The 14,421-nt window shown below is 63.2% G+C and carries 17 protein-coding genes; 13 read left to right on the forward strand and 4 right to left on the reverse strand.

The window, feature by feature from the left end; translation table 11 throughout:
- The first annotated feature begins 122 nt into the window (after positions 1-122).
- From ACNJX9_RS36925 to ACNJX9_RS36960, 8 genes are all read left to right on the forward strand, one after another.
- Positions 123-632, forward strand: a complete 510-nt coding sequence (locus ACNJX9_RS36925) for a TRAP transporter small permease (RefSeq protein ID WP_057746393.1) — start codon at positions 123-125, stop codon at positions 630-632.
- A 2-nt stretch (positions 633-634) separates the two neighbouring features.
- On the forward strand, positions 635-1,954 hold the full coding sequence (locus ACNJX9_RS36930; protein ID WP_439407014.1) for a TRAP transporter large permease: 1,320 nt from the start codon (positions 635-637) through the stop codon (positions 1,952-1,954).
- Positions 1,955-1,966: 12 nt separating this feature from the next.
- Complete coding sequence (locus tag ACNJX9_RS36935; RefSeq protein ID WP_439407016.1) at positions 1,967-2,428, forward strand: DUF3237 domain-containing protein; 462 nt, start codon at positions 1,967-1,969, stop codon at positions 2,426-2,428.
- A gap of 231 nt (positions 2,429-2,659) precedes the next feature.
- Positions 2,660-3,469: a crotonase/enoyl-CoA hydratase family protein gene (locus tag ACNJX9_RS36940; protein ID WP_057746381.1), complete on the forward strand. Its 810-nt coding sequence runs from the start codon at positions 2,660-2,662 to the stop codon at positions 3,467-3,469.
- The gene (locus ACNJX9_RS36945; RefSeq protein ID WP_439407019.1) at positions 3,466-5,349 is read left to right on the forward strand and encodes a feruloyl-CoA synthase; all 1,884 of its coding nucleotides are present in this window, start codon (positions 3,466-3,468) and stop codon (positions 5,347-5,349) included. Before ACNJX9_RS36940 ends, ACNJX9_RS36945 begins: the two co-directional genes overlap by 4 nt.
- 24 nt (positions 5,350-5,373) lie before the next feature.
- Positions 5,374-6,135, forward strand: a complete 762-nt coding sequence (locus ACNJX9_RS36950; protein ID WP_057746374.1) for an SDR family NAD(P)-dependent oxidoreductase — start codon at positions 5,374-5,376, stop codon at positions 6,133-6,135.
- Positions 6,136-6,147: 12 nt separating this feature from the next.
- Positions 6,148-6,567 carry an acyl-CoA thioesterase gene (locus ACNJX9_RS36955; protein ID WP_092230816.1) on the forward strand — a complete coding sequence of 140 codons (420 nt, stop codon included), beginning with the start codon at positions 6,148-6,150 and terminating at the stop codon, positions 6,565-6,567.
- A gap of 88 nt (positions 6,568-6,655) precedes the next feature.
- Positions 6,656-7,804, forward strand: coding sequence for an ABC transporter substrate-binding protein (locus ACNJX9_RS36960; RefSeq protein WP_271599061.1), 1,149 nt, complete (start codon positions 6,656-6,658; stop codon positions 7,802-7,804).
- Positions 7,805-7,881: 77 nt separating this feature from the next.
- Here the strand turns inward: ACNJX9_RS36960 and ACNJX9_RS36965 are convergent, their stop codons facing one another.
- Together ACNJX9_RS36965 and ACNJX9_RS36970 are read right to left on the reverse strand one after the other, a co-directional pair.
- Positions 7,882-8,610 carry a glutathione S-transferase family protein gene (locus ACNJX9_RS36965; protein ID WP_057746869.1) on the reverse strand — a complete coding sequence of 243 codons (729 nt, stop codon included), beginning with the start codon at positions 8,608-8,610 and terminating at the stop codon, positions 7,882-7,884.
- Positions 8,611-8,648: 38 nt separating this feature from the next.
- Positions 8,649-8,912: a hypothetical protein gene (locus ACNJX9_RS36970; protein ID WP_439407021.1), complete on the reverse strand. Its 264-nt coding sequence runs from the start codon at positions 8,910-8,912 to the stop codon at positions 8,649-8,651.
- Positions 8,913-9,025: 113 nt separating this feature from the next.
- Between ACNJX9_RS36970 and ACNJX9_RS36975 the strand changes: the two genes are divergently transcribed.
- Both ACNJX9_RS36975 and ACNJX9_RS36980 read left to right on the forward strand, forming a co-directional pair.
- Positions 9,026-9,724, forward strand: a complete 699-nt coding sequence (locus tag ACNJX9_RS36975; protein WP_057746364.1) for a helix-turn-helix transcriptional regulator — start codon at positions 9,026-9,028, stop codon at positions 9,722-9,724.
- A 5-nt stretch (positions 9,725-9,729) separates the two neighbouring features.
- Positions 9,730-10,044 (forward strand): YkgJ family cysteine cluster protein, encoded by a 315-nt coding sequence (locus ACNJX9_RS36980; RefSeq protein ID WP_271599191.1) that lies wholly within the window; start codon positions 9,730-9,732, stop codon positions 10,042-10,044.
- Here ACNJX9_RS36980 and ACNJX9_RS36985 read toward each other — a convergent pair.
- Positions 10,041-10,439, reverse strand: a complete 399-nt coding sequence (locus ACNJX9_RS36985) for a hypothetical protein (RefSeq protein ID WP_057746361.1) — start codon at positions 10,437-10,439, stop codon at positions 10,041-10,043. The two genes, ACNJX9_RS36980 and ACNJX9_RS36985, sit on opposite strands and share 4 nt — an antisense overlap.
- Positions 10,440-10,645: 206 nt before the next feature.
- The gene (locus ACNJX9_RS36990) at positions 10,646-10,993 is read right to left on the reverse strand and encodes a DUF3307 domain-containing protein (RefSeq protein WP_057746865.1); all 348 of its coding nucleotides are present in this window, start codon (positions 10,991-10,993) and stop codon (positions 10,646-10,648) included.
- A 398-nt stretch (positions 10,994-11,391) separates the two neighbouring features.
- Here ACNJX9_RS36990 and ACNJX9_RS36995 point away from each other — a divergent pair, with 398 nt between their 5' ends.
- The 3 genes from ACNJX9_RS36995 (at position 11,392) to ACNJX9_RS37005 (ending at position 14,413) form a co-directional block, all read left to right on the forward strand.
- Positions 11,392-12,840 (forward strand): TAXI family TRAP transporter solute-binding subunit, encoded by a 1,449-nt coding sequence (locus ACNJX9_RS36995; protein ID WP_271618327.1) that lies wholly within the window; start codon positions 11,392-11,394, stop codon positions 12,838-12,840.
- Between the two features lie 109 nt (positions 12,841-12,949).
- Positions 12,950-13,168, forward strand: coding sequence for a hypothetical protein (locus ACNJX9_RS37000; protein ID WP_220006054.1), 219 nt, complete (start codon positions 12,950-12,952; stop codon positions 13,166-13,168).
- Positions 13,169-13,303: 135 nt separating this feature from the next.
- Positions 13,304-14,413, forward strand: coding sequence for a cyclic nucleotide-gated ion channel (locus ACNJX9_RS37005; RefSeq protein WP_057746353.1), 1,110 nt, complete (start codon positions 13,304-13,306; stop codon positions 14,411-14,413).
- Positions 14,414-14,421 lie beyond the last annotated feature (8 nt).

Here is a 14,421-nt window from a genome sequence, read left to right on the forward strand (position 1 = left end):
CTCTCCTCTTGAGGGTTCTCGATTGTGGAGACACCCTCTCCCCACCCCTCCCCCGCAAGCGGGGGAGGGAGCGCGGCTCCATCGCGGGGACACCTCGAACTGGTCGAAAGGACTCTCTCCCCATGAAGCGCGCCTGGATGGACCGCATCATCGACACGATCGAATGGATCGCCGCCGCGTTCGTCGGCATCGTCGCGCTCGACATTTTTTTGTCGGTGCTGCTGCGCAACACGCTGAATTATTCGATCCCTGACAGTTTCGACATCGGTCGCATGCTGCTCGGCATCCTGATCTTCTGGGGCATCGCGGCAACCTCCTACCGCGGCACGCACATCACGGTCGATCTGGTCTGGGGCAATGTCGGGCCACGCTACCAGCGCTGGATCGACGTGTTCGCGACGCTGGTGCTGCTGTTCGTCGTCACGGTGCAGACCTGGACGCTGTTCGACAAGGTGCGCGGCACCTACAACGACAACGTCCAGACCTTCGACATGCACATGCCGACCTGGCCGTTCTTCGCGATCGCCTGGATCGGCGACGTCTCGGCCGTTCTGCTGATCGCGATCCGCACCTACCGATTGATCTTCCATCCTGAAGAGATGCACGACCCCAAGCTGAAGGCGACGGAATAATCATGAGCACAGATGCCGTCGCCGTAATCGGCTTCATCTCCCTGTTTGCCTTGATGCTGCTGCGCGTCCCCGTCGGCATGGCCATGGGGCTCGTCGGCGTCTCCGGCTTCTCCTATCTGGTCGGCGCGACGCCGGCGCTGAAACTGGTCGGCCAGACCTCGATGCGCACGGTCACCGACTACACCTTCGGCGTCATCCCGATGTTCCTGCTGATGGGCTCGTTCGTCAGCAATTCCGGCATGAGCCGGGAGCTGTTCCGCGCCGCCAACGGCTTTGTCGGACATTTGCGCGGCGGGCTCGGCATCGCGACCGTGGGCGCCTGCGGCGGCTTTGCCGCGATCTGCGGTTCATCGGTGGCGACGGCAGCCACCTTCTCCGCCGTTGCCTATCCCGAGATGCGCCGCTTCGGCTATCCGCAGTCCTTTGCGACAGGGGTGATCGCGGCCGGCGGCACGCTTGGCGCGATGCTGCCGCCCTCCACCGTGCTCGCGGTCTACGGCATCATCACCGAGCAGGACATCGGCAAACTCTTCATCGCCGGCATCATTCCGGGCCTGCTGGCGATGACCATGTATATGATCACGATCTTCCTGATCGGCTATCTCCGCCCCGACTTCCTGCCCAAGGGCAAGGTGCTGCCCTGGCGCGAGCGTTTCGCCGGACTGAAGGACATCTGGGCGCCGGTGCTGCTGTTCGTGTTCGTGATCGGCGGTCTCTACGGTCTGCCCTTCCTGCCGCGCTTTACGCCGACTGAAGCTGGCGGCGTCGGCGCCACCGGCGCCTTCATCATCGGCATGGTCACGGGACGGCTCGACCGCGAGAAGGTGCTGGCCTCGCTGCTGCAGGCGACGCGCACCGCGGCCGCGGTGTTCACCGTGCTGATCGGCGCTTTGATCTTCGGTTATTTCCTCACGGTGACGCAGACGCCGCAGAAGGTGACGGAATTTCTCACCGGCCTCGGCCTCGGCCCTTACGGCGTGCTGGCGCTGATCATGGTGATGTATCTCGTGCTCGGCTGCCTGATGGACGCCATGGCGATGATCATCCTGACCGTGCCGATCATCTTCCCCGTGATCACACATCTCGGCTTCGACCCGATCTGGTTCGGCGTCATCATCGTGATGACCGTCGAGCTCGGGCTGATCCATCCGCCTGTCGGCATGAACGTGTTTGTCATCAAGAGCGTGGTGAAGGACGTCTCCTTCTCCACGATCTTCAAGGGTGTGATTCCGTTCGTGGCGACCGACCTCGTGCGCCTGGTGATCCTGATCGCGTTCCCGCTGCTGGCGACATGGCTGCCGATGCGGATGATGGCGCACTAGCGAGGCGAAGCAATGACCACACCGACGCTCGCGACAAATTATGTCTTCACGATTACTGCAAAAATCGGCGACGTCATCACCGCTGGCGAGACCGGCATCGGCGTCCGCCGCATCATCCCGATCATCGGCGGTGAGGTGACGGGCGCGATCACTGGAAAAGTGCTGCCGTACGGCGCCGACTTCCAAACCATCCGCCCCAACGAGCTGATCGACTTGGAGGCCAAATACGCCTTCGAGACCGACGACGGCGCCACCATCTATGTCGAGAACAAGGGCATCCGCTTTGGCCCGATCGAACTCCTGCAAAAGCTCAAGCGTGGCGAACCCGTTGATCCGAAGCTGATCTATTTTCGGACCGTGCCGAAATTCGAGACGGGGCACGAGAAATATCGCTGGCTGATGGAGCACATCTTTGTCGGCTCAGCCGCGCGGCACGCCGATCGCGTGGTGATCGACGTGCATCAGGTGGTGTGAGCGCACACTCAACTGTCGTCCCGGCGAAAGCCGGGACCCATACCGCGTGATCTATCCGCTGCAGGCGGTCGGAGTACCGAACGACCAATCTTCGCCAAATGCCTCCCTGGGGTTATGGGTCCGGCCTCCGCCGGGACGACACCAAATTGGAGGACGGCTTTTGCCTACCGGCCCCCTCCTTGACTCCTCCCAAATTCGTTATACAACATAACTATTCTGATAAGGACGCAAATGACACAGGGAAACGCCGAGACCGCTGGCGCGGGCACCTCCGGGCTGCTTCAGATCGAGAGGGTGGACCGGGTTCTGACCGTGGGGCTGAACCGGCCGGCCAAGCGCAATGCGCTCAATGACGGCATCATTCTCGAAATCGGCCAATGCTTTACGTCCCTGCCCGAGGATGTCGGTGCGGTGGTCATTCACGGCATCGGCGACCATTTCTCCAGCGGTCTCGACCTGTCCGAGCTCCAGGACCACGACGCCACCGGCGGCCTTCTCCATTCCCAAATGTGGCATCGGGTGTTCGACCGTATCCAGTATAGCCGCGTCCCCGTCATCGCCGCGCTGAAGGGTGCCGTGATCGGCGGCGGGCTGGAGCTTGCCTGCGCGGCGCATATCCGTGTCGCCGAGCCCTCGACCTATTTTGCCCTGCCAGAGGGGCAGCGCGGCATCTTCGTCGGCGGCGGCGGCTCGGTGCGGCTGCCGCGGCTGATCGGCGTTGCCAGGATGATGGACATGATGCTGACCGGCCGCGTCTATAGCGCGACCGAGGGCGCGTCCTACGGCTTTGCGCAATATGTCACCGAGGCCGGCAACGGCTTGCCCAAGGCGCTGGAGCTTGCGGCCAAGATTGCGTCCAACGCGCCGTTGACGAATTTCGCCGTGCTTCAAGCGCTCCCGATGATCGCGGAGGCCAATCCGCAGACCGGCCTTTTGATGGAATCGCTGATGGCCACCGTTGCGCAGAGCGACAAGGAAGCAAAACGCAGGATCCGCGAGTTCCTCGAGCACAAGACCGCCAAGGTAAAGCCGAAGTCATGAGCGCACAGCCGTCCTCTTCCAGCACAGAGCGCGGCGTGAGCAATTCTCCGCTGCGGCCGATCTCGTTCGGAGATCCCGTCGTCGATGTCGAGCGTCGCGCCGATGGCACGATCTATCTGCGGCCGAAGCAGCCCCTCGGCGACTATCCCGTCCGCATCACCGATCGTCTGCATCACTGGGCGACGGCGACGCCGGACCGCGTCTTCATGGCCGAACGCGAGGGTGGCCGGGGCTGGCGCAAGATCACTTATGCCGAGCTGCTCACCGCGAGCCGGCATATCGCCTCAGGCCTGATCCGGCGCGGCCTGTCGGCGGAGCGGCCGGTCGTCATCCTCTCCGGCAATTCGATCGACCACGCTTTGCTCGCCTTCGGCGCCTTCTATGCCGGCATTCCCTTCTGCCCGGTGTCACCGGCCTATTCGCTGGTGTCGAAGGATTACGGCAAGCTCGCATATTTGATGAAGCTGCTGACGCCCGGCCTCGTTTTCGCAGAGGATGCCGACAAGTTCGCGGACGCGCTCGCCGCCAATGTCTCCCTCGGTACCGAGATCGCTGCCTCCTATGGCCATGTGCCGGGCCGCGACGTCACCCTGCTCGCCGACCTCATCGCAACCCCGATCCGTAGCGATCTTGACGAGCTCCATGAGAAGATCGGCCCCGACACAATCGCAAAATTCCTGCTGACCTCGGGCTCAACAGGCAATCCCAAGGCCGTCATCAACACGCAGCGCATGATCTGCGCCAACCAAGTGATGCTGCGCGAGACGCTCGCCTTCCTCAAGGACGAGCCGCCCGTCATCATCGACTGGTTGCCGTGGAACCACACCTTTGGCGGCAACCACAATATCGGGCTGACGCTGTACAATGGCGGCTCGATGTATCTGGACGCCGGCAAGCCGGTGCCCGGCGGCATCGAGGAGACCGTGCGCAATCTCCAGGAGATTTCGCCGACGGTCTATTTCAACGTGCCCAAGGGCTATGAATCGCTGCTGCCCTATTTGCGGGACGACCAGGGCCTGCGCGCAAAGTTCTTCGATCGCCTGCATGCGATGTTCTTCTCCGGCGCTGCGCTGTCGTCGTTCGTCTGGAACAGTCTTGACGAGCTCGCGGTCAAGGAGAAGGGATATCGCGTACCGATGCTCACGGGCCTCGGTGCCACCGAGACCGCACCGTTCTTCATGTCGGTCAATCCGCGTACCAGCCGCTCCGGCCATGTCGGCCTTCCCGTTTCCGGCAACGAAGCCAAGCTGGTGCCAAACAACGGCAAGCTCGAGGTCCGCGCCAAGGGGCCGAACGTGATGCCCGGCTACTGGCGCCAGCCTGACATCACCGCAAAATCCTTCGATGAGGAAGGATTTTACAAGATGGGCGATGCGCTCAAGCCTGCCGATCCCGACGATCTCAACGCTGGCTTCGATTTCGACGGCCGCGTCAGCGAGGATTTCAAGCTCGCCAGCGGCACCTGGGTCAGCGTCGGTCCCTTGCGCGCGCGCCTCATCGCAGCCTGCGCGCCGCTGGTGCGCGACGTCGTCATCGCCGGCATCAACCGTGACGAGATCTCCGCTCTCATCGTGCTCGATCTCGACGGCTGCCGCCTGATCAACCCGACGCTGCCGCCGGACGACGTGGTGGTCGCGACGCGCGACCGGCTGGTCCGCGAGGCGTTCCGCGAGCGCTTGACCCAGTTTCTCGGTTCGGCGACCGGCTCCTCGACCCGGATTACCCGTGCGATCCTGATGGACACGCCGCTCTCGATCGACAAGGGCGAGGTCACCGACAAGGGCTCGATCAACCAGCGCGCGGTGCTGGAGCATCGCGGCGCGTTGATTGAAGAGCTCTACGCTGCCAATCCGTCTGACCGCGTGATATCGGTCGGCTAAAGAAACTCATCGAAGGAGAACGCCATGTTGTTGAAGGATCAGGCAGCCATCGTCACCGGCGGCGCATCGGGTCTGGGTGCTGCCACAGCACGAAAACTGGCGGCGCAGGGCGCCAAGGTCGCGGTGTGCGATCTCAATACCAAGCTTGCAGAGACCGTTGCCGCCGAGATCAAGGGCGTCGCCGTCACCTGCGACGTCTCAGACGCGGCCTCCGCCGAAGCTGCGATCGCACAGGCGGCCAAGGCCCACGGTCCGGCCCGCGTACTGGTCAACTGCGCCGGCATCGGCGTTGCAAAACGCGTCGTCGGGCGCGACGGCCCGATGGCGCTTGCCGATTTCGACAAGGTGATCAAGATCAACCTGATCGGCACCTTCAACATGTTGCGCCTCGCGGCGACGGAGATGTCCAAGCTCGAGCCGCAGGCGAGCGGCGAGCGCGGCGTCATCATCAACACGGCCTCGGTCGCCGCCTATGACGGCCAGATCGGCCAGTCGGCCTATTCGGCCTCGAAGGGCGGCATCGTCGGCATGACCTTGCCGATCGCGCGCGAGCTCGCCCAGTTCGGCGTCCGCGTGCTGACCATCGCGCCCGGGCTGTTCCTGACGCCGCTGCTGGCCAATCTGCCGCAGGAAGCGCAGGACTCGCTCGCCGCCGCCATCCCCTTCCCGCGCCGTCTTGGCAATGCCGACGAGTTCGCCGCGCTCGCGTTGCACATGGTCGAGAACTCCTATCTCAACGGCGAAGTGGTGCGCCTCGACGGCTCGCTGCGCATGGCGCCGAAATAAGGCACTCAACGCATGTTCGTGAACCGGCGCGACGTCCAGATCCAGTGGGGCGACTGCGACCCCGCCAACATCGTCTACTATCCGCGCTATTTCGCGATGTTCGACGATTCGACGTCGACCCTGTTCGAGGTCGCCGGCTTCTCCAAGCAGGACCTGGTTCGCAAATACGGCCTGGTGGGCATCCCCATGGTCGATACGCGGTCCAAGTTCTACATTCCCTCGACCTATGGCGACTGGATCACCATCGAAACGAAGATCGAGAGCATCAAGCGCTCGAGCTTCGAGGTGAAGCACAACGTCTACAAGGGCGAGGCGCTCGCCATCGAAGGCTTCGAGACGCGCGTCCTGGTCGGCCGCGACCCCGACAACCCCGACAGACTGAAATCGGCACCATTCCCCCCGGAAATGGTGGCCAAATTCACAGGGAGCTAATCCGGAACCAAATCGCCGCATCGCCAAAAGACGGGGCTGAATTCATCCCCGATTTCTGCTTTCAAAGAAAACGTCAAGGGAGGAATTGATGAAACGCTTTTACCTGACTGCCATCGCGGCGGCGACGCTGGCGTTGCCGGCCTTGCCCGCGCACGCCCAGACCAACGAAATCACCATCGGCATCACCACCACCACCACCGGCCCGGGCGCCGCGCTCGGAATCCCCGAGCGCAACGCGCTGGAATTCGTGCCGAAGGAAATCGGCGGCGTTCCGTTGAAGGTGATCGTGCTCGACGACGGCGGCGATCCCACCACCGCGACCACCAACGCCCGCCGTTTCGTCACCGAATCCAAAGCCGACATCATCATGGGCTCGGCGCTGACGCCGCCGACCATCGCAGTCTCCAACGTCGCCAACGAAGCCGGCATTCCGCACTTTGGTCTGGCTCCCTTCCCGATCACGCCGGAACGCATGAAGTGGTCGGTGGCGATGCCGCAGCCGATCCCGATCGTCGGCAAGGTGCTGTACGATCACATGAAGTCCAAGGGCATCAAGACCCTCGGCTATATCGGCTATTCCGACTCCTATGGCGACCTCTGGTTCAACGACCTGAAGGCGCAGGCCGTGCCGATGGGCATGACCATCGTCGACGAGGAGCGCTTCGCCCGTCCGGATACCTCGGTGACCGGCCAGGTGCTGAAGCTCGTGGCCGCCAATCCCGATGCGATCCTGGTCGGCGCCTCCGGCACCGCGGCCGCGCTGCCGCAGACCGAGCTGCGTGAGCGCGGCTATCAGGGCCTGATCTACCAGACCCACGGCGCTGCCAGCATGGACTTCATCCGCATCGCCGGCCAAGCGGCCGAAGGCGTGCTGATGGCATCCGGTCCTGTCATGGACCCCGAGGACCAGCCGGAGGAAGCCGCCACCAAGAAGCCAGGCCTTGCGCTCAACTCAGCCTATGAAGCCAAGTACGGCCCGAACAGCCGCAGCCAGTTCGCCGGCCATTCCTACGATGCCTTCGAGATCCTCAAGCGTATCATCCCGACGGCGCTGAAGACCGCAAAACCCGGCACACCTGAGTTCCGCGAAGCGATCCGTCAGGCGTTGCTGTCCGAGAAGGAGCTGGCCGCCAGCCAGGGCGTCTACAACTTCACCGAAAAGGACCGCTACGGCCTCGACGAGCGCTCGCGCATCCTGCTCACCGTGAAGAACGGCAAGTACACGCTGGTGAGGTAGGCGGCGTCGGTCTCCGAAATGACGAGAGCCGGCCCATCAGGCCGGCTCTTTTCTTTTATACGTCCGGCGCGCTTGCCTCACGCCGCCTGGCGCAGGGGGGTCCAGGCAAACTCCGGATAGTAGGTGTCCATCATCCGGTCGACATAGGCGGTGAGGTTCGGAAACCCTTCCGCGCGGTCGCGCAGGCTGGACTCGAAGAACGGCGTCAAGATGCCAGCGAGCGCGCCGAACGCAGTCGCGTCGACACCGCTGGGCTTGTTGCCCATCAGATAGGATTTGTCACCAAGCTGCACCGACAGCGCAAACAGCGAACGCACTGCGAGATCGACATCATCATCGGGGGCGTGGCGGCCGAGGCCGGAGAGCAGATAGTTCTCGGCGACGCGGAACTGGGCATCCTCGCGCAGTTTCTCCCGATTGTGCTCCGGCGCACCGTCGAAGAAATGCGCAGGTCCCTTGGCGAAATTGACCGGATCAACCCAGCGGGCACCGATCAGCGCCCAGTAGACGTGATGCTCGATCATGCGCTCGAAGGCCCAGGCCTGTGCACGCTCCTGCAACGAGAGGCCGGCATCGAAGTCGAAGCCGTAGCGGCGCTCGATATGGGCGCGGATGAAGGTCGAATCGGCCACCGCCTCGCCGCCATCGTCGATAAAAGGCAGCTGCCCCTTGGGTGAGGCCGGCGGCATCGCCCGCTCCTTCCGGTAGGGCAGCCCCGCCATCTTGAGCTGCACCTCGGTCTTGGTGACGAAGGGGCTGATTTCCGGCAGGCCGAAGCCGGTGCCAAAGCCGTAAAGCGTGATCATGTGAGCTCTCCTGAACCTGCCGAAAGAGTTGACGGAACCTAGTGCCGGGCTGCTGCCACCATGGTGGCAGCAGCCGTGATATCTTCTGCGAAACGGGCCCCCCGCCAGGCGCGGCCCATCACATGGCGGACGAGCGCGTCCGCAGCCTGGATCAACGAACGTGTCACCACGGTTGCGATCGCGAGGCGGAGGTCGACGGCAGTGAGTTCGAGAAACACGAAGCGGCCAAAGACTCTGGCATGCAACGAGGCTTGCGCTCGCCAGAGCGGGCCAGCCAGGCCAAGATGGATCGGAGTGATCATGAACAAACCCTCTTCAGTCGATGTGTTGTCCCGGTATAGAACTCCCCTGCTGCCAACATCCTGTCAGCAGCCGCGCGCCGATTTCTGATCCGCCGTTCGATGAGAGAATTGTCATGAGACGTGCCGACCGGCTGTTTCAGATCATCCAGGTGCTGAGGCGCACCCGTAAGCCGCTGACCGCGGACGCAATTGCAGCCGAGCTCGAGACCTCGAAGCGCACCATCTATCGCGACATCGCAACGTTGATAGGCCAGCGCGTGCCGATCCGCGGCGAAGCCGGCATGGGCTACATCCTGGAAAAAGGATTCGACCTGCCGCCCTTGATGCTGACGCCGGACGAGATCGAGGCGGCGGTGTTGGGCGCGCAATGGGTCGCGGGCCATGCCGATTCCACGCTGGCGCGCGCGGCCGAAGATTTGATGGCCAAGATCGCCGACACTGTGCCCGAGCGGCTGCGGCCCTTCGTGCTGGAGCCGGCGAGCCGGGCGCGGCCGAGCTGGAACAGGGAGCCTGACCGTCTGGACATGGCGCGTACGCGCACGCAGATCCACGAAGGCAAGAAGATCATGCTGCGCTATCGCGACGAACAGGGTCGTCCCAGCGAGCGCATGATCTGGCCGATCTCGGTCGGCTATCTCGAAGCCGTGCGTCTGCTCGCCGCGTGGTGCGAGCTACGCGGAGACTTCCGCAGCTTCCGCACCGACCGCGTCGTGGAGGCGACCTATCTCGACGAGCGATATCCTGAAAGGCGCGACGTGCTGCGCGCGAAATGGCGGCAGAGCCTGGTCTGGGGACCGCCGAAGGACACGTGATGCCGATGGAAGAGATCGATCAATCGAGCTGCTGCCAGAGCTGCGGCGCCTGCTGCGGCTATTCGCAAAACTGGCCGCGTTTCTCGATCGAGAGCGACGAAGAGCTTGCGTTGATCCCTTCGGGCCTCGTCAACGCGCGTCAGTCCGGCATGCGCTGCGAGGGCGATCGCTGTTCGGCGTTGCAGGGAGATATCGGCAAGGCGACCACGTGCGGCATCTATGCGGTGCGGCCGGAGGTGTGCCGCACCTGCATGCCTGGAGATGCCGAATGCGCGATGGCGCGGCGGAAGTTCGGGCTGCCTGTGATAGAGACCGCTTAGGCGGGAACGGCTTCGCTGATCTCGTCGTCGATTTCGTCGTCCAGCGGTGCGAGCACCGAGAGCGGCTTGGTCGACAACGTGATCGGCTTGCGGCCTCCCGACAGCGAGGGCGATGATTTGGCCGAGCCTTCGCGCGACAACGCGTAGAGTGTCGAGCCGACACGGCCACCGTTCTCGATCAGGTCGCGCTCGCTACAGCTGCGCGCGATCACGACGGCCAACGAGTGCAGATGGCTGCGGCGATAGCAAAACAGCGCCAGCCTGGCGCGGACGTCAGGGGAAACACTCTCAACCAGCCTCGGCAGACCGCTTTCATTGGCGCGGTACATCTCGCCAAGAAGCTCGTCACGAACCGGGCAGAAATCGCTTTCAAAAGCGTCGCGGCTTGAAAACATTGCAGTTCTCCCTCGTGTCCGGAAGATGCCGCGCAATTCTCTAATGAAAGGTTAACCACCCTGGGCGGTAGTCACCCGGTGTCCATGCTCTTATGCCGCGAATCAGAGCGCAGCCCTACCGGGTTGAATACGGGGTTGGCGGTGGCCTTGCGGCAGTCCTTCAAGATCCCCGCCGCCGGCGGGGTTCTCCGAATGGAGGTCCAAGCTCAGTTCGCCGCCATGAAGATGGAGAGGCCGAAGCCGGTCAGATGGTGCAGCGCCTGGTCGACGCCGATCAGGGTCCAGAACCAGGGGTGCTCCTGGTTGACGCCGAAATTGGCCGACACAAATCCCTTGGCGCGATCGATGGTGATGTGGATGACGAAATCGATCAGCGCCACGAACCAGAATTTTGGCGCCACGATCAGGATCAATGGCAACGCAACCGCAAAGTGAATCAGGCAATGCACCAGGAGCGGCAAAGCCCAGCCGTGCTTCTGGTCCTTGCCGTGCGCCATCCAGGCCGTTTGCAGGACGAAATCGGCGATGATGTGCTTGAAGGTAAGCAGCAACATCCAGCCAATGAGCGCTTCGACCGGAACCGCCGATGACAGAGGTGGAAACGACAAAGCTGACGCCCTCGTTGACTCGAAAAGAAAAATGGAGCGTTCAGCGCAACTTCTTCTTGGTCCCGTCAAATCCATCGGGACCGACGATTTATGACATTTCCTGCGCCGGAATGCAGCCGGGGGAACCGGAAAATCGCCAAGTGTGGCTAAACGGTGATAGGATCAACAAGACCAGAGGTCGCCCCGGGGTAAGGTTACCTCCGGCGCGGAATTTGCTTTCCGCAACTGGAGCGCTATCATCCTGGAGGATTATCGTTCTTTTTTAAACGCTTACGAAATTTTTGCGCAGGCTGCCGGCGATGATCCGGCCGCCCGCCGTTCAAGGAATAAGGCCAGGTGCTGCCATGAGTGCTGAAGGCCCGACCTCGTCGACTGAACCCCCGCCGCCACGGCGTCCCAAAGTGATCAAGACCAATCAGCAGCAGGTGCTGCTGTATGTCGTGCTCACCCTGCTGCTGTCGCTGGCGACCGTCTGGGCGGGCCGCGCCTGGTTGCACAATTCGGAGACGCTGACCTTTGCTGTTGGCGGGCCCGACGGCGACGAAGCCCTGTTCGCGAACAAGCTCGCCACGCTGCTGAAGAACAGCGGCTCGCGTTTCCGGATCAAGATCGTCAACAATCCCGACAACGCCAAGGCAATCGCGCAATTCGACCGCAGGCAGGCCGATCTCGCCATCCTGCGCACCGACGCCAAGGTGCCGGCGCGGGCGCGCACTCTGGCGCTGCTGGAGCACGATTTCGTGCTTCTGCTCGGTCCCGGCAATAAGAAGATCAAGTCGCTGGCCGAGCTGAAGAAGAAAAAGGTCGCGGTTCGCGCCGACAGCGAATCCTCGCTCGCCTTCGTCCGCAACCTACTCGATATCGCCCCCGACAGCCCCGACGCCGCCAAGATCCAGATGGCGCCGCAAGGCATGACCCTGGACAAGCTGTTCGCGCCCGCCAGTGGCTTCAGCGCGGTGATCGCAATCGTCCACGCCTCCAAGGCCGTGCGCGAGAAGGCCTATGAGCAGGTCGCCAAGCGCGGCGGCTTCACGCTGAATGCGATCGATGAGGCCAAGGCGCTGGCGCGCAAATTCCCCGGCATTTCCGACGAGACGCTGACGGCCGGCACGCTGTCGGCATCGCCCGAGATTCCCGACGACGATCTCGATACGATCGGGCTCGAATGGCTCCTGGTCGCTCAATCCAAAATGTCGGGTACCACCGCCGGCGACATCGCGCGCATCGTCTACGAGAACAAATCCGCGCTCGGGCTCGACAACGGCTTTGCGACCCACATTGAGCCGGCGTCGGTCGAGAAGGACGCCTACGTGATGGCGCATCAGGGCGCGGCCGACTACATCAACGATGACACCAAGTCGTTCATGGATAAATACAGCGACATGATGTATCTGGGCGCCGCCGCGCTCAGCGTCATCGGCTCGATCTTCGCCGCAATCTACGCCAAAATCACCCGCATCGCGCCGGAAAAGGCAAGTGAGCTCTCCACCGCCATCCTGGACATCGGCGAACGCATCGAACACGCCCATTCACCGGATGAGCTCGAATGCCTCCAGGACGAGCTTGAGAGCATCTTGCGGGGCGCGGTCATCGGCCTGCGCGACGGCACGATCAGTACCGACGGGCTCGATACTTTCAAGCTCGGTTACGAATTTGTCCGCGACGAGATCGGTATGCGCCGCGACTACCTGAAGCGCCATGCCGGCGAGCTCGAGAAGGCCACCCGACAGGCCCTCCCTCCCCCGCATGACGACACCAATGTCGTGGCGGTGAAGACAGCTCAGAGTGCCTGACCTATCGATCGCGCCCGGGGATTGTTTTCCCGGCCAATCGCGGCCGTGTCTCTCGCGGAACCGTCTCACAAAACAACCGTTGGTTAGGGACACAACCGGAGAACGCACCATGCGTATGCTCCTTCTCATCATCTTGCTGGGAATGCTGGTTGCGGTTGGCTACTTCGCCTATTCGGCCATGTCGGTTGGCGGCGAGCCGATCCCGACGGAAGGCTATGTGGCCCTGGCGCTCGGAGCGGGGTTCTCCGTGGTCGTCGGCATCGGCTTGATGATGCTGCTGTTCTTGAGCAGCCGCCGCGGCTATGACGAGCCACCCCATTTCAAGTGACGGCTTGACCTACCGGATTAGCCACGCGCATCGAAGGCGGGCGCCTGTCGTTGACGGCCCTCGTGCGGACGGGCACTTTGGCGCTGAAGTCCCAGCCCCGGGGACCGCAAGAGCCAGACCGAGCCGTCATCCCTCATGTTGAAGCCGATGTTTCCCGCCCTGGCCCAGTTCGTGGCCGCGACCGCCGGCCGCAACATGACCAAAGCGGCCTATGTGGCCGTGACCGTCGGCGTGCTCAGCATGGTGCTGCTGACGCTCAACCCGGCCTATGAAACGGCACACCACTGGGTCGATCTCCTGCTGTGGGCCAGCCTCGCCTACTTCGTGTTCGAATGGCTGGTCCGGCTGCGCCATATGAGACGGCAAGGGCGGCTGGGACTTTACATGTCCTCCTCCGCCGGGCTGGTCGATACCGTCGGGGCACTGGCCGTACCGATCGCACTGATCCTCGGCGCCGAGCCCAAGACGGCCTGGCTGCTGAGCGTGCTGTGGGTGTTGAAGGTCGTGCCGGGCATTCCCGGCCTGCGCCAGCTCCGCCGCGTGCTCGTGCTGGAATCGGGGCCGCTGCTCAGCGTGCTCGTGATTTTCCTGATGGTGGTCTTTCTCGCCTCCGTCGCGGAGTATTTCCTGGAGCGGGACGTGCAACCGCAAACATTCGGCAGCGTTCCCGCCGCCCTGTGGTGGGCGGTCGTCACGCTGACCACGACAGGCTATGGCGACGTCGTGCCGGTCACGCCGCTCGGCCGCATGGTGGCGGCGCTGGTGATGATCTCCGGCCTCGGCGTGTTCGGCCTCTGGACCGGTATCCTGGCGACCGGGTTCGCAGCGGAGACCCGCCGTGACAATTTCCTCAAGACCTGGGAATCCGTCAGCAAGGTGCCGTTCTTCGCGGCGCTGGGGCCTGCGGCCATCGCCGACGTCACCCACATGCTTCGTACGATGGAGCTGCCGGCGCGCACCATGATCATCCGCAAGGGCACGCAGGGCGACTGCATGTATTTCATCGCCGCCGGCGAAGTCGAGGTCGACCTGCCCGGCAAGAAGGTACAGCTCGGGGAAGGCGCCTTCTTCGGCGAGATGGCGCTGCTCGGCAACAACATGCGCGGCGCCAACGTTTCGACCACGAAAGTGTCGCGGCTGCTCGTGCTCGACCTCGTCGACTTCCGCGTGCTGATGGCCCGGCACCCCGATCTGGCCGAGACCATCGACGCCGAAGCCAAACGGCGCGCGCTCGAAAACAGGTAGTGGAGACA

Origin of the sequence: Bradyrhizobium sp. BLXBL-03, assembly GCF_051853015.1 — a bacterium.
In the GTDB taxonomy this organism is placed as follows: Bacteria; Pseudomonadota; Alphaproteobacteria; order Rhizobiales; family Xanthobacteraceae; genus Bradyrhizobium; species Bradyrhizobium manausense.